This window comes from Actinobacillus arthritidis (genome assembly GCF_029774155.1).
Taxonomy (GTDB): Bacteria; Pseudomonadota; Gammaproteobacteria; order Enterobacterales; family Pasteurellaceae; genus Actinobacillus; species Actinobacillus arthritidis.
Genome location: NZ_CP103833.1, coordinates 270,155 through 296,333, shown reverse-complemented (window position 1 = coordinate 296,333; position 26,179 = coordinate 270,155). Strand labels below are relative to the sequence as shown.

The following is a 26,179-nucleotide window of genomic DNA, read 5'->3' as shown; positions in this document are numbered from 1 at the left end:
AAGCAATTAGAATTGTTCACTGTATTCAGGCTTATTAATTTCAGGGAAAGTTTTATCTTTATTGGCTTCAATTAATCCGGCAACTTTCTCTGCTGAATCTTTTACGCCCATTTGCTCATAGGCTTTTTGCATATAGGTTAAAGCCTCATAGGTTGGCTTACTTTCTGGATAAAAACGCATCATTTCTTCTACGCGATTTACCACTGCGACATAAGCATCTCGCTCATCGTAGAATTTCACGATTGCTAATTCGTGTTCTGCCATACGATTAATCAAATATCCCATCCAATTCTGAGCATCACGGGCATATTGGCTTTGTGGGTAATGTTGAACAATTGTCTGGAAACTGCCATACGCATTACGTACACTATCTAATGCACGAGAAGCACGATTGACCCCAAAGAAATCTTGAATAAAGTTATCACCTAAACGTGCGTTGCTTAAACCTGCTAAGTAATAAACATAATCCATACTTGAACTATTCGGATAAGCACGTACAAAACGTTCCGCCGCATCTAATGCTTTGTAATATTCACCGATTTTATAATTTGCATAAATTAAACTTAATTGCGTTTGTTCGCCAAATGAGCTTTGTTGACCACCTTTAGTACCAACAGCATCTAAGTAACGGATTGCTGAATTATAATCACCGTCTTGTAAATAGGTTTGCCCTTTAGTATAGAGATCCTGTGCGGATGATTCTTCTAATTCTTTATTCGCACTAGAACAACCTACGACTAAAAGCCCAGCTAAGACTAAAGAAGCAAGAGAAGTAAATTTACGCATATTATTTTACCTATAAAAAGTGTGTGCAATGAAAAGTTAATGTACAATGGTTATGTTTGACCAATGGCATTTTGCTAAGTTCATACAAATAGTCTTATTTTATAGAACATCGCTAAATAAGCAACAAACAAATATTGGAATTTATATTTAATGACTCAACAAATGACCTTAACGGCAGAAGTTACTGCCGATTTATTAGGCTGTCGTCTTGACCAAGCACTTGCTCAACTCTTTCCGGACTATTCCCGTTCTCGTATTAAAGTTTGGATCGAGAATGATTTAGTAAAAGTAAACGGAATTATCGTCAATAAAGCACGTGAAAAGGTTTTCGGTGGCGAAAGCGTAGAAATCCAAGCGGAGATCGAAGAAGAGATCCGTTTTGAACCACAAGATATCCCTCTAAATATTGTATATGAAGATGATGATATTATCGTCATCAATAAACCGAAAGATTTAGTCGTCCACCCCGGAGCAGGGAATCCGGACGGTACGGTATTGAATGCGTTATTACACTACTATCCGCCGATTGCGGAAGTACCGCGTGCGGGTATCGTGCATCGTTTGGATAAAGACACAACCGGTTTAATGGTTGTTGCCAAAAATATTCCAGCACAAACCCATTTAGTGACTGCATTACAAAAACGCCGTATTACACGTGAATATGAAGCGGTAGCAAGTGGTGTAATGACACAAGGCGGTAAAGTGGATGAACCGATGGCTCGTCATCCAACTAAACGTACCGCAATGGCGGTACACCCTATGGGTAAACCGGCAGTAACCCATTATCGTATTATGGAACGTTTCCGCAACTATACTCGCTTACGTTTGCGTTTGGAAACCGGACGAACACACCAAATTCGTGTGCATATGGCACATATCGCTCACCCATTATTAGGTGACCAACTCTATGGCGGTCGTCCTCGTCCGCCCAAAGGCGCTAGCGAAGCATTTTTAGCTGTACTACGAGGCTTTCAACGCCAAGCATTACACGCAACTATGCTACGTTTAGAACATCCGATTACCGGCGAATTAATGGAATGGCACGCTCCGTTGCCGGACGATTTTGTGGAGTTAATTGAGGCGTTAAAAGCGGATTATCAGTTATATAAAGACGATTTAGACTATTAATAAAAAAGTCTGTAGCCTTGAACAGTTACAGACTTTTTCTTTTATGGTGAGTGAATCAAGCAAATAAAGAATATAAATACCGTTATAAATTCTAACATGCCAATCTGTTTGACGTTTAAGCCGAAACTTGGCACAAGTGCCGCTCGCATAAATCCAATTAAATAGGCAAAATACAACCAGTGATACCCCAACCACCAATAAATCATTGCTAATAATAAATGCAAGCCTAAGCTCAATTCCATAAATAGCGGATTCTTCCTCTCTCTGACCATACTTTTTACATAAAAGGTTGTGGCAACAAAGAATAAAGTCGGATGAATCAAGATTGCCCAGTCATATTCCATACTCATTAAATACCCGCTTGCCATACCAATCACACCAAAGGTCAATATACCAGCAAGATCGTTATTAAGATGACGTTCGTCTTTTTGCTTTGCATAATAAGTCTGTACTAATCCAAGCGGTAAAATAATCAGTAAAAATTGCAAAATATTCGGCTTATCCATAATCACCGGTAAGGCGAAACCAAGGCTTAGAACAAAATAAATCATTGCCCATTTTTTATTACGAGCGGTCGGTTTTTTGCTAAATAACGAAAGATAAGGATAAGAGAAAAGGTAAAGAAACAGCCAAGAAAGGGCAAACCAAAAATATTGCAAGCTAAAACCGCTTTTAAAACCGGCATATAAGAACGGCACAAATGCCATCACTAACGCTCCGTGTTGATTTGATATAACCGGTTTATCTTTCAGCATAGTATCCTCACTTAAAACAAAAGGCGACTAAAATAGTCGCCTTTGTATTCTAAGAAAAATTAGAATAATTTTCTAGCCGCCTCAAATAGCTCTTCTTTGAACGGACGACGCATATTAGTAATTGCATCAATAATATCGTGATGCACTAAATTCTCGTTTTTAATACCGATACAACGACCACCGTAACCTTGTAATAATAAGTCTACTGCATATACGCCCATACGAGATGCTAAAATACGGTCGAACGGACAAGGCGCACCACCACGTTGAATATGACCTAATACCGTTGCACGAGTTTCATGACCGAAGCGTGCTTCAATTTCTTTAGCTAATGCTTGAACATCCGTCATTAATTCAGTAATCGCAATAATTGCGTGACGTTTACCTTTGCTAAAACCGTCTTCAATATTACGCATTAATGATTCTTTATCTAAACCTTTTTCTGGCACGATAATGTATTCACAACCACTTGCTAATGCCGCACTAATGGTTAAATCACCACAATGACGTCCCATAATTTCTACGATAGAAATACGTTGATGTGAAGTAGAAGTATCACGTAAACGGTCAATCGCTTCTACTGCCGTTTCTAATGCAGTTTGATAACCGATTGTGTAATCCGTACCAACGATATCATTATCAATCGTTCCCGGGATACCGATACACGGATAGCCAAATTCTTCGGTTAACAGTTTAGCTCCCATATAAGAGCCGTCACCGCCGATAACCACTAATGCGTCAATTTCATATTTTTTCAATGTTTCAACGGATTGTTTACGCACTTCCGGATCTTTAAATTGAGGGAAACGTGCCGAGCCTAAAAACGTACCGCCACGGTTAATCGTTTCAGATACAGAACGACGATCAAGTTTGATCACTTTATCGTTATATAAACCGTAATAACCGTCTTGTACACCATATACTTCTAAGCCTTCGTTTAATGCAAGACGCACCACACCACGAATCGCGCTGTTCATACCCGGTGCATCACCACCACTCGTTAACACGGCAATTTTTTTGATTTGTTTAGTCATTTTAGACACCTTTTGCTATAAATTTAAAATTGTAAAATAAATCGGAAATTGGCGTGAAGATTACCTTATTTAGGGTATTCGTTCTAGCAAAATTTAAATTTTTTTTGATCTAATCCACTAAAATATCTAGGGCTAAATCCAAGGCATTAAACAATCGTTCCAAATCTACACTATTGTTATAATGAGCTAAGGAAATTCTCAGCGTACCGCTTTGTTTTAAATAAGTTAAATAGGGTTTAGCACAATGTTCCCCTGCCCGTAAAGCAATCTTACTCTCTGCCATGACTGCCGCAATATCGGCATGATGAATCCCCACAAAGGTAAAACTGATTGTAGAACAGCCTTGTTGTGAAAAAACTTGAATATTTTTATAATTTTTTAATCGCTTGTAAGCCGTTTCTGCCAAGTTACTTACTGACTGATTTAAAGCATCAAAATCCCATTGTTTCAACCATGCTAAAACAGTACCAAAGCCAATAATCCCCGCAATATTCGGAGTACCAGCCTCTAATCGATAAGGTAAATCAGCAACAGAAAGCGAGGATTCTGATACATCATTCAGCATTTTACCACCGAAAAATAGCGGTCGGATTTGCTCTAAACTTTGCAATTTGCCAGTTAATACGCCGACTCCGGTCGGCCCATACATTTTATGTGCGGAAAAAGCATAAAAATCCGCACCCAGTTGTTGTACATCAACCTTTTCACAACAGACTGCTTGGGCACAATCTAATAAAATCTTTGCATTTGAATGTTGGCGAATGATTGGAATGAGTTGCTCAATAGGCTGGCGTACACCAGTAACATTTGACACTAAATTCAAGGCAATAATTTTAGTTCTTTCAGAAATATTTTTCTGTAAAGCGGTCGGATTTAACTGAAAATTTGTGTCTAATGGCAAAACGATTAATTTCGCTTGCTTACGCTGTGCTAACTGTTGCCATGGAATAAAATTCGCATGATGTTCAGCAACCGAGATGATGATCTCATCATCAGCTTGTACTAAATGCTCTAAACCATATGCCACTAAGTTAATCGCATGAGTTGTACCACTTGTCCAAATAACGGCATTACGAGATTCCACATTAAAACGAGCGGCAACTAAATCTCTTGCTCGTTCATAAGCTTGGCTTTGAGCAAGATCATATTGGTCGCGATGCACCGAACCTGCCGAGGTATAAAATTCTGTAGTGCTATCAATCAATACTTGAGGTTTTAAGGCGGTTGTCGCTGAATCCAGATAGGTCCATGCGGCTTGTTGCTTAAAAAAAGGAAACTGAGCTCTAAATGCTTCCGTTTGTTGCATATTCATTAATGCTTTGCCTCTCGATACAATTTATTACAAGGAATACCGTCGTGATTACCATCCATTGTTTTGGAACCGCATTGGTCAAAATAACGTTTTGCATTTTGGTAATCACTAAAATCGCTACAATGTAAGGTCTGACTACAATCAATCGCCTCTGCTTTAGCAAGCGGTCGTTTTTTCCAAATATCTTGCCAATTCCAGCCCCAATCAGACCGCTTGTCATGACTATGTACCTTTCGCCATTCTGCCGGGTCAATAGGCGATTTATCTTGCCATAAGCCTATCTCCGCTTTTTTTGCTTTTAGCATCGTCTGCTCATAAATTGGTTGCGTTTCACGGTACGCCCACGCCATACCTTTTTTGACCAATAACAAATTGATATTACGATCCTGTTCGTCATAAACGACTGCTAAAACACGCTGATAGCGATCATAACCGCTATTATGTAATGTCACTTGTTGTTTAAACACTAAATTTGCTAAAGCTTGTTTCGCTTTCTTGCCGTAAGGTTGGGCTGATTCCGGTGCATCTATATATAATAAACGAACTTTAAGTTGTGTACGTTTATGCAAACACGTCAATGTATCGCCATCGGCGATACCAACCACTTTACAACGTATTCCTTCATTTGAATCAGCATAAACACTCGATGTAAACAATAAATTAAAAGATAAAAAAATTAAAAAATAGCTAAATTTCATATAAAAATAAAAAAGTGTAGGTTTTACCCTACACTTTAACAGATTTTCAATCACTCGGCGTAAGCCTTATTCAAGTTCGCCGTTTTTTAAACGGAAGAAATAATTTTTAGTTTCTTCAATAATCACTTTACGTAATGCGATCAATGCAATCAGATTTGGAAATGCCATTAAGCCATTTACGATATCCGCAATTGTCCAAATTGTATTTAATTGTAAGAACGGTGCAGATGCAATCAATAAAATAAATAGTAAACGATAGAATTTAATGCCTTGCGTTTTACCATTCGTTAAATAAACGAAGCAACGTTCACCGTAATAACACCAACCTAAAATCGTCGTAAATGCGAAGAAAATTAAACCGATCGTCACAACCACGGCACCGAACGAACTTTCTAAACCCTGGTTAAATGCTAAATTGGTTAATTCTGCACCTTTAGCTTCACCGGTCCAAGCTCCAGTTAACACAATAACTAAACCGGTCATAGTACATACAATAATCGTATCTAAGAAAGTACCCGTCATTGAAATTAAACCTTGACGCACCGGCTCTTTAGTTTGCGGCTGCTGTAGCGGCAATCGGTGCAGAACCTAAGCCTGATTCATTCGAGAAAATACCACGTGCAACCCCTAATTGAATCGCTTGCATCACCGTGAAGCCGAATGCACCGCCTAATGCCGCTTCCGGATCAAATGCCGCATGCACAATTAATACAATCGCATCCGGCACTTTTTCCGCATTCATAATTAACACGCTGACCGAAGCAATCACATAAGCGACAGCCATAAATGGAACGACAATCGTTGCGATTTTAGAGATGCGTTTAACCCCACCTAACACAATCGAAGTGACTACTAAAGTTAAAATAATTGAGCTAAATACAACCGGCACATCAAAGGTCGATTCTAATGAGTGAGTAATCCCATTTACTTGTGGGAATGTACCGATCCCTAATAATGCAACCAATACACCGAAGAAAGCGAAGGCTTTTGCCAACCATTTCCACTTTTTACCCATCCCCATTTCGATATAATACATTGGACCACCGGCAATAAAACCGTCTTTATCACGACCACGGAATTTAATCGCTAATAAGCCTTCCGCATATTTGGTCGCCATACCGAATAACGCAATCAGCCACATCCAAAATAATGCACCCGGCCCGCCTGAGTGAATAGCGGTTGCCACACCGACAATATTACCGGTACCGATTGTTGCGGCAAGTGCAGTAGAAAGTGCCGCAAAAGCAGAGATATCTCCCGATTGTCCCTCTCCTTTTTCAGGTTTAAACATATAGATAAATGCTCTACCTAACTGGCTAAATTGAATCCCTTTTAAAGCGAAAGTTAAATATAAACCGACACCGGAAAGTAAAATTAAAAGAGGGGCGCCCCAAATAAGGCTATTGATTTGATTAAGAATTGCGTCAAATGACATTTGTTGGTTCCTCGTAAAATTTGATTACAAGGAAAGAAAAGCAGACTATAGCGGTTAAATTTTGCTAAAAAAATGACAAAAAACCACCTATAGAAAAATAGGTGCACTTTTCTCCCCTGTCCTTTTGCCTGAGCGTTTCATACTTACGTACTTGCGCCTTCGGCGTCCATTTTCCATTGATATGGATTGGATCTCTCCAAGGGTTCGTCCAGTAACTGTCCTCGCTATCGCTAGCACCTGAAAGATTTTACCTCGTCGGTAGAGTTTTCACTCTTCTCCAGCTACCTTCATCCGAACGTATCTTTTATAAAAAAGAATAAATTGAATTCTACATATTCTTTAATAATCGTCAATAGTTCTGAAATACATTTTTACGCAAACGTTTGCTTTTTGATTATAGGTTACACAATATAATAAAAAAACGACCGCTATCATTAATAACGGTCGCTTTCTTCTGCTAATCATTATGGTTATTAATCCGAGAGATTTCTGAAACATCTCCCAGCAATATTGCATAACGGCGGGTCGATTGACTGGATTCTAATGCAATTTTTAATGCCATCGTCAATGGTACGGACAATAACATACCGACCGTGCCGAGTAACCAGCCCCAAAATAATAAGGAAAGAAATACCACCAATGTTGATAATCCCAAACGTTTTCCCATCATTCTCGGCTCTAACACATTACCAAACAGCATATTTATACCGACGACTCCGGCCAATACGCCGATACCTATCGAGAAACCATTTAACAAGAGAGCTTGCAACACTATTGGAATCCCAGCTAAAAATGAACCGATATTAGGAATATAATTAAGTAAAAATGCAAGTGTTGCCCAAAGTACGGCATATTGTACATCAAGCATAACCAGTAAAATCCAAATTGAAATGCCGGTCAAGGCACTCACGACGGTTTTCACCCCTAAATAGCCGATTACGCCGTCTAGGACTTGATTAAGATAATATTCTTCATTTGATAAATCATCATCGGGGCTTAGTGCTAACGCCAATTTATATTTCGCCATTGGTGATTCAAATAACATAAAAATGACGACAAGAAAGAGTACAAAAATATTCGACACTACGCCGGAAAAGCTCAATAACAAACGGCTAACAAAATTCATTACCACGCTTGGATCAAATTTACTAATTATGTCTTCTTGGGTCACGCTAACTGGTAAATTATAGGCTTTAATCAAAGCGAATATCGTATCTAAACGCTCAGTGAGTAATACTTTGTATTGTGGAATTGATGCGGTAAATTCCTGAATTGCACTATTAACCATACCGGCAATAAAAAAGAACACCAAAATAATCAAGCCTAATAACAGACTGATTGCAATACCTAATGGTATACGGCGATTCGTCATAAATTTAATAATCGGCGAACAAATAATCGCAATAAATAACGAAAGTAAAAACGGAATAATAATTTCGCCCGCCATTTTTACACCGGCAAGAATGATAATGATTGAAGCCGTAGCGACTAAGACTTTAGTTAATGATGAAGTGTGTTCCATAATTCCCCAAAAAATGAGCCAGGATAAAAAATAAGCGGTCAAATTTTAATATTTTTTGTTATAAACACTAAAACCCAACCGCTTCCTATTTTTACTTATATTCTGAATGATACTTTTGCTTCATATCATTAAGTACTTCCAGCATCTGTTTTGCTTGCACTAAATTCCCTTGCTGAGCTTGCTTATCTGCTTGCTTCGCAACATCAATTACTTGTTGCATTGCCGCTTGATAACCAACAAAACGTTCTTGATCACCGTCCAGACTAGCCGGCATCTTCTCTTTCGCTTTTTCAGCTTGCTGTAAAAATGCCGCGATAGAAGTTTGGAATTGTTCCGTTGTCTCCGCATCTTGCAATACATTTAACTGTTTTTTCATTTGGAACATTTCCATCATAACTCCCTTTGAAAAAGCCATACTCGAAAATGCCAAAACTGTCGCTACAACTAGCCATTTAAATTTTTTCATAATTTTCCCACATTTCAACGAAATGAATTAAGCACAAAAAGTCGCATTCTAATCTATCTATTGCTTGCTAGAAAGCGATATTTCTTGGAAAATAGACACTTTTACGCCTTCCACTTGTGGGAGGTCCTGACTTGTTATCAGAAGAGAATAAACCTATGTCCGAATTAAAATACCCTAAACCCGAATTACTTTCGCCTGCCGGCACCTTAAAAAATATGCGCTATGCTTTTGCTTATGGTGCAGATGCCGTTTATGCCGGTCAACCTCGCTATAGTTTACGTGTCCGTAACAATGAATTTAACCACGCTAATTTACAAATTGCGATTGATGAAGCACATAGCTTAGGCAAAAAATTCTATGTGGTGGTGAATATCGCGCCGCACAACTCAAAACTTAAAACCTTTATCAAAGATCTAAAAGTTGTGGTGGATATGAAACCGGATGCGTTGATCATGTCCGATCCTGGTTTAATTATGTTAGTACGTGAAAACTTCCCGGAAATCGATATTCATCTTTCGGTACAAGCGAATGCGGTAAACTGGGCGACGGTAAAATTCTGGAAACAGATGGGACTTACTCGTGTCATTCTTTCACGTGAATTATCATTGGAAGAAATCGAAGAAATCCGCCAGCAAGTGCCGGATATCGAGCTTGAAATCTTCGTACACGGTGCACTTTGTATGGCATATTCAGGTCGTCGCCTATTATCCGGTTATATCAATAAACGTGACCCGAACCAAGGTACTTGTACCAACGCTTGCCGTTGGGAATACAAAATGGAAGAAGGCACAACCGATGAAGTCGGTAATATCGTGCCGCAATCTGCCGTTCAACGTTATGAGCCGGAAATTGAAGTGAAAAATATTGCGCCGACATTAGGCGAAGGTTCACATACGGATAAAGTATTCTTATATACTGAGCCAAACCGTCCGGACGAACAAATGACCGCATTTGAAGATGAACACGGTACTTACTTTATGAACTCCAAAGACTTACGTGCCGTACAACACGTAGAAAGATTAACCCAAATGGGGGTTCACTCACTTAAAATTGAGGGACGTACTAAGTCATTCTACTACTGTGCACGTACTGCTCAAGTTTACCGTAAAGCGATTGACGATGCGGCGGCAGGTAAACCGTTTGATGAATCATTAATGGATACTTTAGAGTCACTTGCACACCGTGGTTATACCGAAGGTTTCTTACGCCGTCATACGCATGATGAATACCAAAACTATGAATATGGCTACTCAATTTCTGAACGCCAGCAATTTGTCGGTGAATTTACCGGTAAGCGTAACGCCGAAGGTATGGCTGAAGTGGCGGTAAAAAATAAATTCCTTGTGGGGGATTCGGTAGAAATGATGACGCCAAAAGGTAATATCGTATTTAAAATCGAACGTATGCTAAACCGTAAAAACGAACAAGTGGAAGCGGGGCTTGGTGATGGGCATTTTGTCTTTTTAGACGTACCGGCGGATATCGATTTGGATTATGCCCTTTTAATGCGTAATCTTATAGACTCTAATACAAGAAATCCGCATAAAGCGTGATCGACTTCACAAAATTAATCAGAAGTATGTAAATGTTACACGTTTGTTATTGAATTTGAATGTTGAATACATATAATTTTGTTCAATACTCAAAGAAGTATGACTCCATAATAAGTTTTGCCCCTCTGGAATGAGGGGTTTTTTTATGTCTATTTTTATCTAATTTGTGAATTTAATTAAAAGATCTTGCTTTTGCTTCCGTATATTCTTAATTTTTCAGTATAATATTTCATTTTCATTACACTTTTTTATGTGGGACTCTTATGCTAGAGAAAATTAAAAATAATAAAAGCCAAATCTATTCGGGACTAATTGCTTTGTTTTTTATTTTAATACTTCAATTTAAACTTAGTTACAGTCTTATCCCTATCTTATTAGCATTATCCGGCATAGCATTACTCGTATCGGACATAAAAAATAACTCCTATCATTTAGTAAAATCCGATAAATGGCTAATTATCACTTTTATCTGTTATTTCTTACTCTTCGTCATATCGTTTATTGTACATAAAGGAAAAAGTAGCGAATTAGAGCTTGTCGCTCGAGCTTTATTAGCCTTACCTATTTTAGCGATATTTTATAAACACCAGCTCAAACAACTATGGATTGTTTATGCGATCTTAATTGCTGGAATTGGTATCGGTATTACGAGTATGGTCCAAGTATTTGGGTTTAACTTTATCAGACCGTTTCCCAAAGTTATGCATATTCAAGCTGGAGACATCGCCATGTCATTAGCAATGTTTTCATTCTGCACATTATTTTATTTTTATACACAAAAAAAGCGTTTCGCCATGTATTTCAGCCTAATTGCAGCATTATTTGCTATTATTGCCAGCTTTCTCACTACTGCAAGAGGAGCATGGGTTGGTGTACCGTTCGTACTATTCATTATCTTTTGGCTTAACCGTAAATCACTATCAAAATGGCTTATCTCAGGCGTATTATTAATTACGCTTACCGGCGGCATTTTTACTAGTGAGACAATTCACAAACGTTACCTTGATGCACAAAGTGATATTATGGCTTACGTCGATGGTTCAAATAAAAGTACCTCAGTCGGTGCTCGTTTTGATATGTGGAAAAGTGCTGTTCTTGGTATTCAAGAAAAACCTATCTTCGGTTGGGGACTCCAAGGTGTGAAAGAAATGCGCAAACAGCATTTTTCTGAAGGAAAAATCTCTGAATATGCCGCAAGTTTTGGTCATGCACATAATCAATATCTACATGATGCTTCAACTAGAGGCATCATAGGGCTTATCGCATTACTTGCGACTTTATTCGTGCCGCTGGCTTTATTCTGGACTCGCTTAAAACAATCAGAACCAAGTTCTCTCCCTCATTTATGGGGGGTATTGGGGATTACCCATATTTTATTAATGATGAGTTATTTTTTGACTCAAGCATTTTTATCGCATAATTCGGGTGCTATGTTTTATTTTATTACAACCGTAATTTTCTTAGGCTTACAAAAAGCGACCTTAAATAAACCGCTTACGGAGACACAATAGTGTTACGTTTTTTCTATACTATTTTAAGCTACATTATCCAACCGTTTATTTTATTAATGATGTGGAAACGGGGTTATAAGCAACCGGCTTATCGCCGTAGACTTTTAGAACGTTACGGCTATTATAATGAAAATGCAAAACCAAAAGCTAAAGGAGTGATAATTCACGCCGCTTCCGTCGGAGAAGTTATTGCCGCAACGCCACTGATCAAAGCGATTCAAACAAAATATCCAAAACTTAAAATTACGGTAACAACGGTTACTCCTACCGGTTCGGCTCGTGTGCGAGCGGCTTTTGGCAGTAGTGTATCCCATTTCTATCTGCCTTACGATTTACCGGATGCGGTCAATCGTTTTCTGAAATTTATCGATCCTAAATTAATTATTGTGATCGAAACGGAATTATGGCCAAATCTTATTCATCAAGCACATCTGAAAAAAATTCCGTTTGTAATTGCCAATGCAAGATTATCCCCTCGTTCAGCAAAACGTTACGGCTGGATTAAAGCCGGATTAAAAGATATGCTAACTAAAATTTCATCCATTATGGCTCAAGATGCTGTAAGTGCAGAGCGTTATCTTAACTTAGGTTTTCCGGCAGAACATTTAATTAATACCGGAAATCTTAAATTTGATTTAGAAATTACTCCCGAGCTACGCCAAAAAGTAGAAAGCGTTAGAAAAGAATTAAAATTATCTACTCGCTCAGTTTGGGTTGCAGGTAGTACCCATGATGGGGAAGAAAAACTCGTTTTAGAAGCACATAAAAAATTACTCGAAATATGGCCTGATTTGGTATTGATTTTAGTCCCTCGTCATCCTGAACGCTTTAATCAAGTTAAAGAATTATTAAGTAAATCTGAATTAATTTATGCTACACGTACTAGCAAATTACCACTAAAACCGCAAACACAAGTGCTGTTAGGCGATACCATGGGAGAAATGATGCTCTTTTATGGACTGGCTAAAATCGCATTTGTTGGCGGAAGTTTAGTCAAACACGGCGGACATAATCCATTAGAGCCGATTGCTTTTGAACTTCCTGTCATTTCTGGTGTACATACGTTTAATTTTCCAGAAATATTCTCTAAATTACGTTATGTTAAAGGTGTAGTTGAAGTAAAAAGTGATGAGCAGGATTTGGCCCAAGCTGTACATTTCCTACTGAGCAATCCTAAAGTCGGACAAAAAATTAGCCAAGCCGGTTTTGACGTATTAAAAGAAAATCAAGGTGCTTTGAAACGTCATATCAATCTACTTTCGCCTTATTTAGACACATAATATAGGACAGAAAATGAGTTATACCGTTATCTATGCAGGAACTTTCGATCCGATTACCAACGGACATTTGGACATTATTGAACGTGCAAGCACAATTATTTGGTAAGGTAATTGTCGCTGTGGCCAAAAATCCAAGTAAGCAACCGTTTTTCTCACTCGAAGAACGTACCACATTAGTTCAGCAAAGTTGTAGTCATCTAAGTAATGTGCAAGCGGTCGGATTTAGTGGATTACTTGCAGATTTTGCCGTAAAACATCAAGCAAAAGCGTTAATTCGAGGTATACGGGGAAGCGATGATATTGAATATGAAATTCAATTAGCACAACTTAACGAAAAATTGGCCGAGAGTTTAGAAACGATTTTTCTTCCCCCTGCCGTACAATGGCGTTATCTGTCCTCTACTATGGTCAGAGAAATTTATCGACATCAAGGAAATATCGCACAATTTGTCCCATACCCGGTTTTAAATGCATTAAAAGAAAAGGAATAAAGATGAGTAAATTAGATAGTCAAAATTTAATTTGGATCGATCTTGAAATGACTGGACTAGATCCTGAAAAAGAACGAATTATTGAAGTAGCAACTATCATAACGGATAAAGATCTAAATATTCTTGCGGAAGGTCCTGTCTTAACCGTACATCAATCTGATGAATTACTGAATAAAATGAGTGATTGGTGTATAAAAACGCATACTGAGAACGGCTTAATCGAGCGTGTTAAACAGAGTAAATTAACCGAACGTGCAGTTGAATTACAAACGCTGGATTTTTTAAAACAATGGGTGCCAAAAGGTGCTTCACCGATTTGTGGTAATAGCGTACCGCAAGATAAACGTTTCTTATATAAATATATGCCGGATCTTGCTGATTACTTTCATTATCGTCACCTTGACGTGAGTACATTAAAAGAGCTTGCTCGCCGCTGGAAACCACAAATTCTTGAGCAATTTACCAAAAAAAATACCCACTTAGCTTTAGATGATATTCGAGAATCTATTGAAGAACTTAAATTTTATCGTACACATTTCATCAATTTAGAGAAATAATGAATCAGATGTCACAAGTAACATTTTATTTTCCTACCGAAGAACAAATGCTAATGTTTGGGCAACAATTTGCCCAAACAATAAAATCCTACTTACAACAAAATACGGAACATTCACTAGTCATTTATCTAAATGGGGAATTAGGTGCAGGGAAAACTACCTTAACACGTAGTATTGTGCATACCTTTGGACATCTGGGGAATGTAAAAAGCCCAACTTATACGCTAGTAGAAGAATATCATTTACCGCCATTCTCACTTTATCACTTTGATTTATATCGATTAAGTGATCCTGAAGAATTAGAGTTTATGGGGATTCGTGATTATTTTCGTCCACAAACGCTTTGTTTACTGGAATGGGCAGGTAAGGGAAAAGGAATGATTCCGGATGCGGATGTTCTAGTTCAAATCGATTATGCTGATAAAGGTCGAAATCTTACTCTTATCCCTCAAAATGAAACAGGAAAACAAATTTTAGCAAAATATCAGGAAAATTAGACCGCTTAATAAGGAAGAAGATGAAAAAGTTAGTAAATTATCTCGCTATGAGTTTATTTGGCTTAACCATTAGCCTAACAAGTTATGCGAAAACTGTTGTTGTGATTGATGCAGGACATGGTGGTAAAGACCCCGGTGCGATTGGTAAAACGTTGGGTATTAAAGAAAAAGAAGTGACATTAGGGATCTCAAAAGAATTAAAGGCGTTATTAGATGCTGATCCTAATTTTAAAGCAGTAATGACACGTAAAAGCGATTATTTTATTCAACTTCCTGAACGTACTGAAATTGCGAGAAAAAATCGTGCTAATTATTTAATATCAATCCATGCAGATTCTTCCCCTAATTCAGCCAGCCAAAAAGGGGCTTCAGTTTGGGTACTTTCGAATCGCCGAGCAAGTGATGAGATGGGTAAATGGCTAGAAGATCATGAAAAACAATCCGAATTATTAGGCGGAGCCGGTTCGGTATTATCGAATAATAATGAGCGTTATCTCAATCAAACCGTACTTGATCTCCAGTTTTCACACTCTCAACGTTCAGGCTATGAGTTAGGTAAAAGCGTCCTTTCCCGTTTGGGGAATGTTACTGCCTTGGCGAAAAATGCTCCTCAACATGCGAGCTTAAGTGTATTACGCTCTCCTGATATTACCTCTATCTTAGTGGAAACAGGCTTTTTATCGAATACAACGGAAGAGCAACAACTGGCTAATCCGGCTTATCGCCGTAAAATTGCTCGAGCAATTTATAATGGATTAGTTAATTACCGTTCAAAACATTACGGAAGTAATAAAACGACAGTTTATCAAGAGGTGAAGGAAGAAGATAAGATTCAAAAATCTGATACCGTTCGTACAGCAAAATTATCAGATAAACAAGAACCAAAAGAGAAATCTAAAGAACAATTATCTGATAAGAAGCCAGAAAAATCATCTAAAGATAAACCAGCTCAGGAAAAGGCTAAAGAGCCGGAAAGTAAATCTAAACAGACAAATGATGAAAATTCAAAACGTACTGACCCAAAAAAATCTACAAACGGATATCACATTGTTCAACAAGATGAAACGCTCTACTCTATTGCTCGAGTTTATAACACGACACCGGAAAAATTGAGTAAACTAAACGATATCAAGAACAATAAGATTACCGTAGGCAAAAAACTCAAAGTGCAATAACATTCAATAGGCGGTTAAATTCATATATTGTAAATTAACCGCCTATTATCTGAAAACAAAAAAACCTCACTGAATAGTGAGGTTTTTTATCAAGAATCCCTAAATCCCTAAAGATTAGCCCATACCGTATTTTTTTAATTTTTTACGTAATGTACCACGGTTAATACCTAACATTGTTGCCGCACGGGTTTGGTTACCACGTGTATATTGCATTACCATATCCAACATTGGGTGTTCGATCTCAGATAATACTAATTCATATAATTCTGTTGGATCTTCACCGTTTAATTGAGATAAATAATTTTTTAATGTCGCTTTCACATTATCACGAAGTGGTTTATTCACTTGTTGAGCTTGAGCATTTAACATTGATACCGTTAATGGGTTTTGTACAGGTTGTTGTTCTAACATTGTCCTCTATCCAACTAAAATAAGGATTCTAACGAATCGATTCTATGAAATCTTCCAATACTATTAATTGCTCTTTTGCTGAATCTAACGTATTGAAAGTACGTCTAAAATTTGAGTCCGGCACTAATTGATCCATATACCAACCTACATGTTTTCTCGCAATACGGTAACCTTTCTCCTCACCATAAAATTGATGAAGTTCTTCGATATGCTTGAACATAAGTTGGCATTTATCCATAAGAGATAAATCAACAATTTGCTCGTTCTCTAAAAATTGTTCAACTTCCTTAAAAAGCCAAGGGCGACCAAAACTGCCTCGACCAATCATGACCGCATCTGCGTTAGTATAATCTAAGACATATTTTGCTTTTTTTGCAGAAGTTATATCGCCATTAGCAATAACCGGAATAGATATTGCCTGCTTTACTGCTTTAATACTGTCATATTCGGCTTGCCCTTCAAATAAGCAAGCTCTCGTACGACCATGTATGGTTAATGCTGAGATCCCAGCTTTTTCCGCAATCTGTGCAATCGCTAAGCAATTTCTATTCTCTTGATCCCACCCCGTTCTAATTTTTAATGTTACAGGAACATCAACAGCACTAACAACAGCATCTAAAATACGAGCAACTAAATCCGGTTCACGTAATAAAGCAGAGCCTGCCATTTTTTTGTTTACCTTTTTTGCTGGGCATCCCATATTAATATCAATAATTTGAGCACCATACTCGACATTTACTTTTGCCGCCATCGCCATTTCAGTCGGATCAGATCCTGCAATTTGTACTGCATTTACGCCAATCTCTTCATGATGAGCAAGTCTCAATCGAGATTTTTCCGTATGCCATACATCAGGATTTGCGGACATCATCTCTGAAAAAGTTAAACCTGCTCCAAGTTTACTACACAAACGGCGAAAAGGCTGATCGGTAATACCTGCCATAGGCGCAAGGAAAATACGGTTTTTAAATTCATATTGTCCAATACGCATTACTTTTCCCTATAAGTGATTAAATTTAAAACAAATTTAACAAGACGAAAATCCAAATAAAAAGTACGGCTAAAAAACCGTACTCTTTCATCAATCTTTGTCAGCCTAAGCTGATTTTGAGGTGCGTATGATACGCACTTTTTCCTAAATATGGAAGTCTATTTATTCGACAATTGTTAAAAAATTTAAAATTCTTAAAGATTTTTGCCAAAATGAGAGGTCTTACAGTTTTTTGACCAAAGTAATTTTCCCTAGGTTTGTTGTCCACTCTAACTCCGCGATGACTGCTGGATAAAAATGTACCGAATCTTGATGCATCGTTAAATTTGAGACTAAATCATATACAAGAGGTAAATGGGAAATCATTAATATATTTGTTGCACCTTCTGCACGTAAAAAATCTAAATAATTCAATACATTTTCTAAATTACCCTCTGGGGTAATGCCATCCCAAATTTCTAAATGACGTTTTATGCACATCTCTTGATTTACATCAATCTTAGCGACACCTTGTAACAAATATTCAAAGGTTTGTTTCGCACGAATAAAAGGACTCACTATAACTTTATCTAATTTTCGCTCAGTTGCCATTAGCCGTTCAGCAAGCCAAATACCTTGCTCTAGAGCCATTTTCCGCCCATTTTCAGTTAAAGAGCGTTCACTATCCGTTAACGCATTAAAACCGGCTTCGCCATGTCGCATAACCCAAATATTCATTGTAAAACCTCATTACTGTATTTAAACCAACACGATTTAAGCGTATAATACTTCACGTTTTAGGCGTTACAATAGCGTCTATAAAAGAATTTTTAATTTTCAAATAAATCTACCATTACGGAGTCTATCAATGTCAAGAAAACTCAGAAGAACTAAAATTGTTTGTACTATGGGACCTGCTACAGACCGTGGCAATAACTTAGAAAAAATTATTGTCGCTGGTGCGAACATGGTTCGTATGAACTTCTCTCACGGTGTACCGGAAGATCACATTGAACGTGCAAATAAAGTACGTGAAATTGCGGCAAAATTAGGAAAAACAGTTGCAATCTTAGGTGACTTACAAGGTCCTAAAATCCGTGTATCAACTTTCAAAGATGGTAAAATTTTCTTAAACATCGGTGACAAATTCACATTAGACGCTGATTTACCACGTGGTGAAGGCCACCAAGATGCGGTTGGTTTAGACTACAAAAACTTACCAAACGATGTAGTACCGGGCGATATTCTTTTATTAGATGACGGTAACGTTCAATTAAAAGTACTTTCTGTTGAAGGTGTAAAAGTTCATACTGAAGTTACTGTTGGCGGTCCGTTATCAAACAATAAAGGTATCAATAAATTAGGTGGCGGTTTATCTGCACCTGCATTAACAGACAAAGATAAAGAAGACATCAAATTAGCGGCGAAAATCGGTGTTGACTATCTTGCAGTATCATTCCCACAATCAAGTGCGGACCTACACTATGCTCGTCAATTAGCACAAGAAGCCGGTTTAAATGCGAAAATTGTTGCAAAAGTAGAACGTGCTGAAACCGTTGCAACTGAAGAAGCAATGGAAGATATTATTTTAGGTTCTGATGTCGTAATGGTTGCACGTGGTGACTTAGGTGTTGAAATCGGTGATGCGACATTAGTTGGCGTACAAAAACGTTTAATTCGTCGTGCACGTAAATTAAACCGCGTAGTGATTACTGCAACGCAAATGATGGAATCAATGATCAAAAAACCTATGCCGACACGTGCAGAGGTTATGGACGTTGCAAACGCAGTATTAGACGGTACGGATGCGGTAATGCTTTCAGGCGAAACGGCAAACGGTGATTATCCTATCGAAACCGTTAAATCAATGGCTGAAGTATGTTTAGGTGCTGAAACAATGCCAAGTATCAATATTTCTCGTCACCGTATGGAAGGCAAATTTGCAAGTATTGATGAAGCGGTTGCAATGTCAGCAATGTACACAGCAAACCACTTAGAAGGCGTTTCTGCAATTATCGCATTAACTCACTCAGGTGAAACCGCTAAATTAATGAGTCGTATCAGCTCAGGTTTACCGATTTACGCATTATCTCGTAACCAAAAAGCATTAAATCTTTCTGCGCTTTACCGCGGTGTAACACCGGTATTCTACGATGAAGAAAGTCGTACGATCGATGGTGCGAAAAAAGCACTTGCATTATTAAAAGAGAAAGGTTATTTAATGTCCGGTGATGTTGTGTTATTAACACACGGCGATGAATTAAAAGAAGGCGGTACAAATACTTGCCGTATCTTAACAGTTGAATAATCACTAAATTCATCCTAAAAAGCCCACGCCAATGCGTGGGTTTTTGTTATATTCATCAATAACTCTGATTTGCAAATTTTAATGAAAAAACAACCGCTTAATATCTGTATTTTACGCCTCTCCGCTATTGGTGACGTATGCCATACTCTTGCTGTCGTGCAGGCGATTCAACGCCAATATCCCAATGCTAAGATCAGCTGGATAATCGGCAAAACCGAAGCTATGCTGATGCAAGGTTTGGAAAATGTCGAACTGATTCCTTATGATAAAAAAACCGGCTGGAAAGGAATATTTACACTTTGGAAAACACTGGCCGATAAGCGGTTCGATTTCCTGTTAAATATGCAAACCGCTTTTCGAGCCTCAATGATTTCATTAGGCATTAAAGCGACTAAAAAAATCGGTTTTAATCGAGATCGTGCACGTGAAATGCAGTGGCTTTTTACTAATGAAAAAGTGGAAATGACATCTTCTCCACATGTATTGGATGGGCAAATGATGTTTGCTAAAGCAATAGGCGTAACGGATTTAACCCCTCGTTGGTCGTCGCCTTTAAGCCAACCCGATCTTGATTACAGTGTCGCTTTTATTGATAAAACTAAGAAAAATGTCTTACTTTCGCCTTGTTCCAGTAAAAAAGAAAAAGATTGGGGTGCAGAACCTAATGCAGAAATCGCTCAATGGCTTATCGCTCAAAATATTAATGTAATCATTGCCGGTTCTCCTTCTGCTTATGAAATGGAAACCGCCAATAAAATTCAACAACTTGCACCGAATTGTATCAATATTGCAGGAAAAACCAGCCTAAAACAACTTGTCGCCTTAATTAAACAAGTTGACTTAGTTATCTCTCCCGATACAGGGGCAAAGACATATTGCAACCACACAATCGACACCTGTTATCGGCTTATATGCAATTCATAATCCTCGCCGTACAGCGCCTTATAATGATCAACACAACGTTGTATCAGCGTATGATCAAGCTATTCTTGATTATTATGGAAAACCATGGAATGAGTTACCTTGGGCAACTAAAGCAAGAAGTAAATCAGGCGAAAAATTAATGGAACGCATTACTGTTGACGAAGTGAAGAAAAAAATAGTTGAAACTCTGGCTGTAAAATTGTAAAGTAGCACTGTATTATTTTTTTTACACATACAGGAAACAAAAATGAACACCGTAGTTAACCAAGATAGCTTACATAATGTAAATATTACTGACGAAAAAGTATTACTCACACCGGCTGAACTTAAAGCAGAATTTCCATTACCAGAACATCTGCGTAAACAAATTGAAACATCACGTCGTGAAATCTCAAATATTATTCATAAACGTGATCCACGCAAACTGATTGTTATCGGTCCCTGCTCTATTCACGATCCGGTTGCGGCTATCGAATATGGAAAAAAATTAAAAGCATTAGCCGACACCGTTTCAGATAAACTTTATATCGTGATGCGTGTTTATTTTGAAAAACCACGTACAACCGTAGGTTGGAAAGGCTTAATCAACGATCCGAAAATTGATGGGACTTTTGATGTTGAAACGGGTTTACGTGTCGGACGTAAACTATGCCTAGAACTCGCTGAATTAGGTTTACCACTTGCAACTGAAGCATTGGATCCAATGACGCCACAGTATTTAGCGGATCTGTTTAGTTGGTCTGCGATCGGTGCTCGTACAACCGAATCACAAACACACCGTGAACTCGCTTCTGGCTTATCAATGGCAGTCGGCTTTAAAAACGGTACGGATGGCGGTTTAGCAGTGGCAATCAATGCGTTACAATCTGCGACCCAAAGCCATAGCTTTATCGGTATCAACCAAAAAGGTCAAGTAAACCTATTACACACCAAAGGTAACTCAGATGGTCATGTCATTTTACGAGGCGGTAAAACGCCAAACTTTGAAAAGCAATATGTGGAAGAATGTGAATTAGCATTACGTAAAGCAGGATTACCAGAAGCAATTATGATTGACTGTAGCCACGGTAACTCCAATAAAGATTATCGCCGTCAACCATTGGTAGCGGAAAATGCCTTAGAACAATTATTAAATGGTAACAGTTCAATTATCGGTTTAATGATCGAAAGCCACTTAAATGCCGGTAATCAATCATCAGATCAGCCGTTTAGTGCAATGAAATACGGCATATCGATTACCGATGCTTGTATCGACTGGCAAACAACCGAAGACGTATTAACAAATTTTGCTGAAAAATTAAGACAGTAAAATAATTTAGTCGGATCTAGATAAATAGAAGAAGCGGTCAATTTTGCAAAATTTTATGCAAATTTGACCGCTTGTTTAAGGACCTATCCTGACAGAATGAAGGAACAATCAATGACCCCATTAAATCCTTTACGAGAAAAAATCGACCGAGTTGATCAGCAATTAATCCAGCTGTTTGCCGAGCGATTAAAATTAGTCGCCGAAGTAGGAAAAGTAAAATCAGAACACGGTATTCCTGTATACGCACCGGAACGTGAAACCGCAATGATTGCCGCTCGCCGAGAGGAAGCGGAAAAGCAAGGTGTGCCTGCTGACTTGATTGAAGACGTATTAAGACGTGTCATGCGTGAATCTTATGCAAATGAGAATAAGCACGGCTTCAAAACAACTAACCCAAATATCAATAAAATCGTAATTGTTGGCGGTAAAGGTAAATTAGGTGGATTATTTGCTCGTTTTCTTGGGCTTTCCGGTTACCAAGTCGAAACATTGGGCGACAAAGATTGGGACAATGCGGAGCAAATTCTTAGCGGTAGTGATTTAGTAATTGTCTGCGTGCCAATTAACAAAACGTTAGACACGATTGAGCGTTTACAGCCGTTCCTAACTGAAAATATGATTCTAGCGGATTTGACCTCAGTAAAAGCTCAACCGCTTGAAAAAATGTTAGAAATTCACAGCGGTCCGGTGGTTGGTTTACACCCAATGTTTGGGCCGGATATCGCTTCAATGGCAAAACAATTAGTTGCCTGCTGTCACGGACGTTTTTCTGAAAAATATGAATGGTTGATTGAACAAATCAAAATCTGGGGAGCAAAAATCGAAGTGATTGATGCCCACGAGCATGATCACGCAATGACTTATATTCAAGCTTTGCGTCACTTCTCAACGTTTACTTTTGGTCTACATTTATCTCGTCAATCAGTAAAACTCTCACAGCTGTTGGCTCTTTCTTCACCGATTTATCGTTTAGAATTAGCCATGATAGGACGTTTATTCGCTCAAGACGGTGGCTTATATGCAGACATTATTTCGGATAAACCGGAAAATCTCGCGGTAATCGAATCACTGAAAGACACTTTTACAACCAGCTTATTGTTCTTTAAAAACAATGATAAAGCCGGTTTTATTCAGGCATTTGAAGAGGTCCATCATTGGTTTGGTGATTATTCAGAGCAATTCTTAAAAGAAAGCAGAATCTTATTGCAACAAGCGAATGATAATCGTAAATAGTAAAAAAGCTCATCTGCTAAGATGAGCTTTTTCCTTATTGATTTACTATTGCTTGAATTTTCTGCTCAATGCCTGTCGCATCTAAGCCTAAATCCGTATAGCTTTCCGCCTGAGTTGCTTGCGGCACGAAGAAATCAGGAATACCAAGCATCACAAGCGGTCGAATTTTACCGATTTTTTGCAAGTATTCATTCACTGCACTACCAGCTCCACCCTGAATCGCATTTTCTTCCAAAGTCACTAATAACTCATGAAAATCCGCTAACTCCGCTACTAATTGTTCATCAATCGGTTTCACAAAACGCATATCTACCAGCGTGTAATTATGCTTTTCTGCCACGATACGTGCTTCATTTAGCAATGGTCCAAAGTTTAAAATTGCCACTTTTTGCCCTTGCTGAATCAGCTTGCCTTTGCCGACTTCAAGTGCTTGCATCGGTTCTAACGCCACACCCTTCGCATTACCTCTTGGGTAACGTACCGCTACCGGTGTATTCATACGATAAGCCGTATAAAGCATTTGACGCATTTCATTTTCGTCTGATGGACACATAATCGTCATATTCGGAATACAACGCATAAAGCTCACATCAAATGCACCTTGGTGAGTTTGCCCGTCCGCACCGACAATCCCAGCACGGTCAATCGCAAAAATCACCGGTAAATTTTGAATAGCGACATCGTGAATCAGCTGATCGTAAGCACGTTGCAAGAAACTTGAATAGATTGCCACCACCGGTTTATAACCGGCAATCGCCAAACCGGCACCAAAAGTCACCGCATGTTGTTCGGCAATCGCAACATCAAAATATTGTTCTGGGAAACGTTTTGAAAACTCCACCATGCCCGAACCTTCACGCATTGCCGGTGTGATCCCGATTAATTTGCTATCTTGCTCCGCCATTTCACATAGCCAATTACCAAAAATATCCGAATAAGTTGGAATCGTTTTTGATTTCGGTAATTGTCCACAAGTCGGGTCAAATTTAGGCACGCCGTGATAGCCAATCGGATCATTTTCCGCCGGCTCATAGCCTTTACCTTTTTTGGTACGAATATGTAAGAACTGCGGGCCTTTTAGCTCACGCATATTGCTAAGCGTTTTGACCAGCTCATCAATATTATGACCGTCAACCGGGCCGATATAGTTAAAACCCAGCTCTTCAAACAAGGTACTTTCCGGCGAGATCACCCCTTTCATATGCTCTTCACTTTTCTTCATGAAGTTTTTAATGGTCGGGACTTTATCCAAGACTTTTTTACTGCCGTCACGCACGGTCGTATAGATTGAACCAGAGAAAATTCGTGCTAAGTGATTATTTAATGCACCGACATTCTCGGAAATTGACATCTCATTGTCATTTAAAATGACTAACATATCCGTATGCATCGCACCTGCATGGTTCATCGCTTCAAATGCCATACCGGCAGTAATTGCACCATCGCCGATCACACATACGGTTTTACGTCCGGCATTTTCTTTTTCCGCCGCTACGGCAATACCGACACCGGCACTAATTGAAGTAGAGGAATGACCGACACTTAACACATCATAGAGGCTTTCTTCACGCCAAGGGAAAGGATGAATACCGTTCTTTTGACGAATGGTATGCATTTGGTCACGACGACCGGTCAGAATTTTATGCGGATATGCCTGATGACCAACGTCCCAAATGAGTTGGTCAAAAGGTGTTTGATAAACATAATGCAAAGCTACCGTAAGCTCTACCACCCCTAAACCGGAGGCTAAATGACCGCTTGTTTGGCTAACCGATTCCAGTAAATAAGCACGAAGCTCATCTGCCACAGGCTGTAATTGCTCTTTTGCAAGCAAACGCAAATCTTCCGGAGAGTTGATTTGACTTAACAGAGGATATTTGTTTTGCATAGTGTTTTCTTATTTAATTTAACCACAAAGGAAAGAATTAACACGGATATTACAAAATAATTGGAGAATTTCACCGCTTATTTGCTTTACCCGTGTCATCTCTGGTTTAAATTTTGAATTAATTTTTAAGATCTTCGGTTAATGTCGGCTGAATCGTATTTAAGATCTCTTTTACCACACGAGCCTGACCTGCAACAACATTACCTGATTTTAAGTAATCCGTACCGCCAACAAAGTTTGTGACGATTGCACCCGCTTCACGTGCGATTAAATCGCCTGCAAGACAATCCCACGGTTTTAAGCCGATTTCAAAGTAACCATCCACACGATTTGCCGCCACATAAGCCAAATCAAGTGCGCAGAACCAGTACGGCGGAAATCCGCCACACCGTTATTCATTAAGCCTTCGAGCATATTTAAGTGCGCAGGGCGATGTTTAGTCGCTTTGAAAGGGAAACCGGTCGCAAGTACAGTACCGTTTAAATCACGGCGATCTGTTTCTACACGTAAACGAAATTCATTGAGTTTTGCACCTTCACCACGTACAGCAGTGAAAAGCTCATTACGGATTGGATCGTAAACAACCCCTACCGTTGTACGGCCATTTTCACGTACCGCAATCGAAACTGCAAAATGAGGTAAGCGTTTCACGAAGTTAGTTGTGCCATCTAATGGATCAATCACCCATTGCACATTTTCATTTTCGCCTGCCAAAATACCTGATTCTTCGCCAACAATAGCGTGATCAGGATAAGATTTACGGATCACTTCGATAATCGCCGCTTCCGCCGCTTTATCAATTGCCGTTACGTAATCATTTGTACCTTTTTGAGCCACTTCGATTTCACTCGCGGCTTGCTCATAGCCTTTAGCAATAATATTGCCTGCTTTTCGTGCAAGACGAATAGCAATGTTTAACATTGGGTTCATAATTCC

Annotated in this window: 21 protein-coding genes, 4 pseudogenes and 1 riboswitch; of the genes and pseudogenes, 12 read left to right on the top strand and 13 right to left on the bottom strand. The window is 38.7% G+C overall.

Annotated features, from left to right (window positions below; genetic code table 11):
• Nucleotides 1-6: 6 nt before the first annotated feature.
• Nucleotides 7-786 (bottom strand): outer membrane protein assembly factor BamD, encoded by a 780-nt coding sequence (locus NYR89_RS01515; protein WP_279446047.1) that lies wholly within the window; start codon nucleotides 784-786, stop codon nucleotides 7-9.
• A 150-nt stretch (nucleotides 787-936) separates the two neighbouring features.
• Between NYR89_RS01515 and rluD the strand changes: the two genes are divergently transcribed.
• The gene (gene rluD / locus NYR89_RS01510; protein WP_279446046.1) at nucleotides 937-1,914 is read left to right on the top strand and encodes a 23S rRNA pseudouridine(1911/1915/1917) synthase RluD; all 978 of its coding nucleotides are present in this window, start codon (nucleotides 937-939) and stop codon (nucleotides 1,912-1,914) included.
• A gap of 41 nt (nucleotides 1,915-1,955) precedes the next feature.
• Here the strand turns inward: rluD and NYR89_RS01505 are convergent, their stop codons facing one another.
• From NYR89_RS01505 to NYR89_RS01475, 7 genes and pseudogenes are all read right to left on the bottom strand, one after another.
• On the bottom strand, nucleotides 1,956-2,669 hold the full coding sequence (locus tag NYR89_RS01505) for a YwiC-like family protein (RefSeq protein ID WP_279446045.1): 714 nt from the start codon (nucleotides 2,667-2,669) through the stop codon (nucleotides 1,956-1,958).
• A 59-nt stretch (nucleotides 2,670-2,728) separates the two neighbouring features.
• Complete coding sequence (pfkA, locus tag NYR89_RS01500) at nucleotides 2,729-3,703, bottom strand: 6-phosphofructokinase (protein ID WP_279446044.1); 975 nt, start codon at nucleotides 3,701-3,703, stop codon at nucleotides 2,729-2,731.
• Between the two features lie 109 nt (nucleotides 3,704-3,812).
• Nucleotides 3,813-5,015 carry an aminotransferase class V-fold PLP-dependent enzyme gene (locus NYR89_RS01495; protein WP_279446043.1) on the bottom strand — a complete coding sequence of 401 codons (1,203 nt, stop codon included), beginning with the start codon at nucleotides 5,013-5,015 and terminating at the stop codon, nucleotides 3,813-3,815.
• Entirely contained in the window at nucleotides 5,015-5,713 is a 699-nt protein-coding gene (locus NYR89_RS01490) for a thermonuclease family protein (RefSeq protein ID WP_279446042.1), read from the bottom strand. The genes NYR89_RS01495 and NYR89_RS01490 overlap by 1 nt, the downstream gene beginning before the upstream one ends.
• A gap of 66 nt (nucleotides 5,714-5,779) precedes the next feature.
• Nucleotides 5,780-7,148, bottom strand: a pseudogene (locus NYR89_RS01485) (alanine/glycine:cation symporter family protein).
• 106 nt (nucleotides 7,149-7,254) lie between these two features.
• Nucleotides 7,255-7,358: riboswitch (glycine riboswitch) on the bottom strand.
• A gap of 247 nt (nucleotides 7,359-7,605) precedes the next feature.
• Nucleotides 7,606-8,670, bottom strand: a complete 1,065-nt coding sequence (locus NYR89_RS01480) for an AI-2E family transporter (RefSeq protein ID WP_279446040.1) — start codon at nucleotides 8,668-8,670, stop codon at nucleotides 7,606-7,608.
• A 91-nt stretch (nucleotides 8,671-8,761) separates the two neighbouring features.
• Nucleotides 8,762-9,136, bottom strand: a complete 375-nt coding sequence (locus NYR89_RS01475) for a cytochrome b562 (RefSeq protein WP_279446039.1) — start codon at nucleotides 9,134-9,136, stop codon at nucleotides 8,762-8,764.
• Nucleotides 9,137-9,291: 155 nt separating this feature from the next.
• On the opposite strand from NYR89_RS01475, the gene trhP reads away from it, so the two are divergent.
• The 7 genes and pseudogenes from trhP (at nucleotide 9,292) to NYR89_RS01440 (ending at nucleotide 16,200) form a co-directional block, all read left to right on the top strand.
• Nucleotides 9,292-10,689 carry a prephenate-dependent tRNA uridine(34) hydroxylase TrhP gene (gene trhP / locus NYR89_RS01470; RefSeq protein ID WP_279446038.1) on the top strand — a complete coding sequence of 466 codons (1,398 nt, stop codon included), beginning with the start codon at nucleotides 9,292-9,294 and terminating at the stop codon, nucleotides 10,687-10,689.
• A gap of 263 nt (nucleotides 10,690-10,952) precedes the next feature.
• Nucleotides 10,953-12,200, top strand: coding sequence for an O-antigen ligase family protein (locus NYR89_RS01465; protein ID WP_279446037.1), 1,248 nt, complete (start codon nucleotides 10,953-10,955; stop codon nucleotides 12,198-12,200).
• Entirely contained in the window at nucleotides 12,200-13,480 is a 1,281-nt protein-coding gene (waaA, locus tag NYR89_RS01460; protein ID WP_279446036.1) for a lipid IV(A) 3-deoxy-D-manno-octulosonic acid transferase, read from the top strand. The genes NYR89_RS01465 and waaA overlap by 1 nt, the downstream gene beginning before the upstream one ends.
• Before the next feature lie 13 nt (nucleotides 13,481-13,493).
• Nucleotides 13,494-13,971, top strand: a pseudogene (gene coaD, locus NYR89_RS01455) (pantetheine-phosphate adenylyltransferase).
• Nucleotides 13,972-13,973: 2 nt separating this feature from the next.
• Complete coding sequence (orn, locus tag NYR89_RS01450) at nucleotides 13,974-14,528, top strand: oligoribonuclease (RefSeq protein WP_279446035.1); 555 nt, start codon at nucleotides 13,974-13,976, stop codon at nucleotides 14,526-14,528.
• An 8-nt stretch (nucleotides 14,529-14,536) separates the two neighbouring features.
• On the top strand, nucleotides 14,537-15,025 hold the full coding sequence (tsaE, locus tag NYR89_RS01445) for a tRNA (adenosine(37)-N6)-threonylcarbamoyltransferase complex ATPase subunit type 1 TsaE (RefSeq protein WP_279446034.1): 489 nt from the start codon (nucleotides 14,537-14,539) through the stop codon (nucleotides 15,023-15,025).
• A 20-nt stretch (nucleotides 15,026-15,045) separates the two neighbouring features.
• Nucleotides 15,046-16,200: an N-acetylmuramoyl-L-alanine amidase gene (locus tag NYR89_RS01440; RefSeq protein WP_279446033.1), complete on the top strand. Its 1,155-nt coding sequence runs from the start codon at nucleotides 15,046-15,048 to the stop codon at nucleotides 16,198-16,200.
• A 114-nt stretch (nucleotides 16,201-16,314) separates the two neighbouring features.
• Here NYR89_RS01440 and fis read toward each other — a convergent pair whose 3' ends face one another.
• The 3 genes from fis to sixA all read right to left on the bottom strand — a co-directional run bounded on the left by fis (nucleotide 16,315) and on the right by sixA (nucleotide 18,319).
• Nucleotides 16,315-16,611: a DNA-binding transcriptional regulator Fis gene (gene fis / locus NYR89_RS01435; protein ID WP_279446032.1), complete on the bottom strand. Its 297-nt coding sequence runs from the start codon at nucleotides 16,609-16,611 to the stop codon at nucleotides 16,315-16,317.
• A 28-nt stretch (nucleotides 16,612-16,639) separates the two neighbouring features.
• A complete protein-coding gene (dusB, locus tag NYR89_RS01430; protein ID WP_279446031.1) occupies nucleotides 16,640-17,602 on the bottom strand; it encodes a tRNA dihydrouridine synthase DusB in 963 nt (320 codons plus the stop codon).
• A 222-nt stretch (nucleotides 17,603-17,824) separates the two neighbouring features.
• A complete protein-coding gene (gene sixA, locus NYR89_RS01425; RefSeq protein ID WP_279446030.1) occupies nucleotides 17,825-18,319 on the bottom strand; it encodes a phosphohistidine phosphatase SixA in 495 nt (164 codons plus the stop codon).
• Between the two features lie 130 nt (nucleotides 18,320-18,449).
• On the opposite strand from sixA, the gene pyk reads away from it, so the two are divergent.
• From pyk to tyrA, 4 genes and pseudogenes are all read left to right on the top strand, one after another.
• Entirely contained in the window at nucleotides 18,450-19,889 is a 1,440-nt protein-coding gene (gene pyk / locus NYR89_RS01420) for a pyruvate kinase (protein WP_279446029.1), read from the top strand.
• 81 nt (nucleotides 19,890-19,970) lie between these two features.
• Nucleotides 19,971-21,018, top strand: a pseudogene (locus NYR89_RS01415) (glycosyltransferase family 9 protein).
• A 42-nt stretch (nucleotides 21,019-21,060) separates the two neighbouring features.
• Nucleotides 21,061-22,122: a 3-deoxy-7-phosphoheptulonate synthase gene (locus NYR89_RS01410; RefSeq protein ID WP_279446027.1), complete on the top strand. Its 1,062-nt coding sequence runs from the start codon at nucleotides 21,061-21,063 to the stop codon at nucleotides 22,120-22,122.
• Between the two features lie 111 nt (nucleotides 22,123-22,233).
• Nucleotides 22,234-23,355: a bifunctional chorismate mutase/prephenate dehydrogenase gene (gene tyrA / locus NYR89_RS01405; RefSeq protein ID WP_279446026.1), complete on the top strand. Its 1,122-nt coding sequence runs from the start codon at nucleotides 22,234-22,236 to the stop codon at nucleotides 23,353-23,355.
• Nucleotides 23,356-23,389: 34 nt separating this feature from the next.
• Here the strand turns inward: tyrA and dxs are convergent, their stop codons facing one another.
• Together dxs and suhB are read right to left on the bottom strand one after the other, a co-directional pair.
• On the bottom strand, nucleotides 23,390-25,243 hold the full coding sequence (dxs, locus tag NYR89_RS01400; protein ID WP_279446025.1) for a 1-deoxy-D-xylulose-5-phosphate synthase: 1,854 nt from the start codon (nucleotides 25,241-25,243) through the stop codon (nucleotides 23,390-23,392).
• A gap of 118 nt (nucleotides 25,244-25,361) precedes the next feature.
• A pseudogene (gene suhB, locus NYR89_RS01395) lies at nucleotides 25,362-26,173 on the bottom strand (inositol-1-monophosphatase).
• Nucleotides 26,174-26,179: the final 6 nt, after the last annotated feature.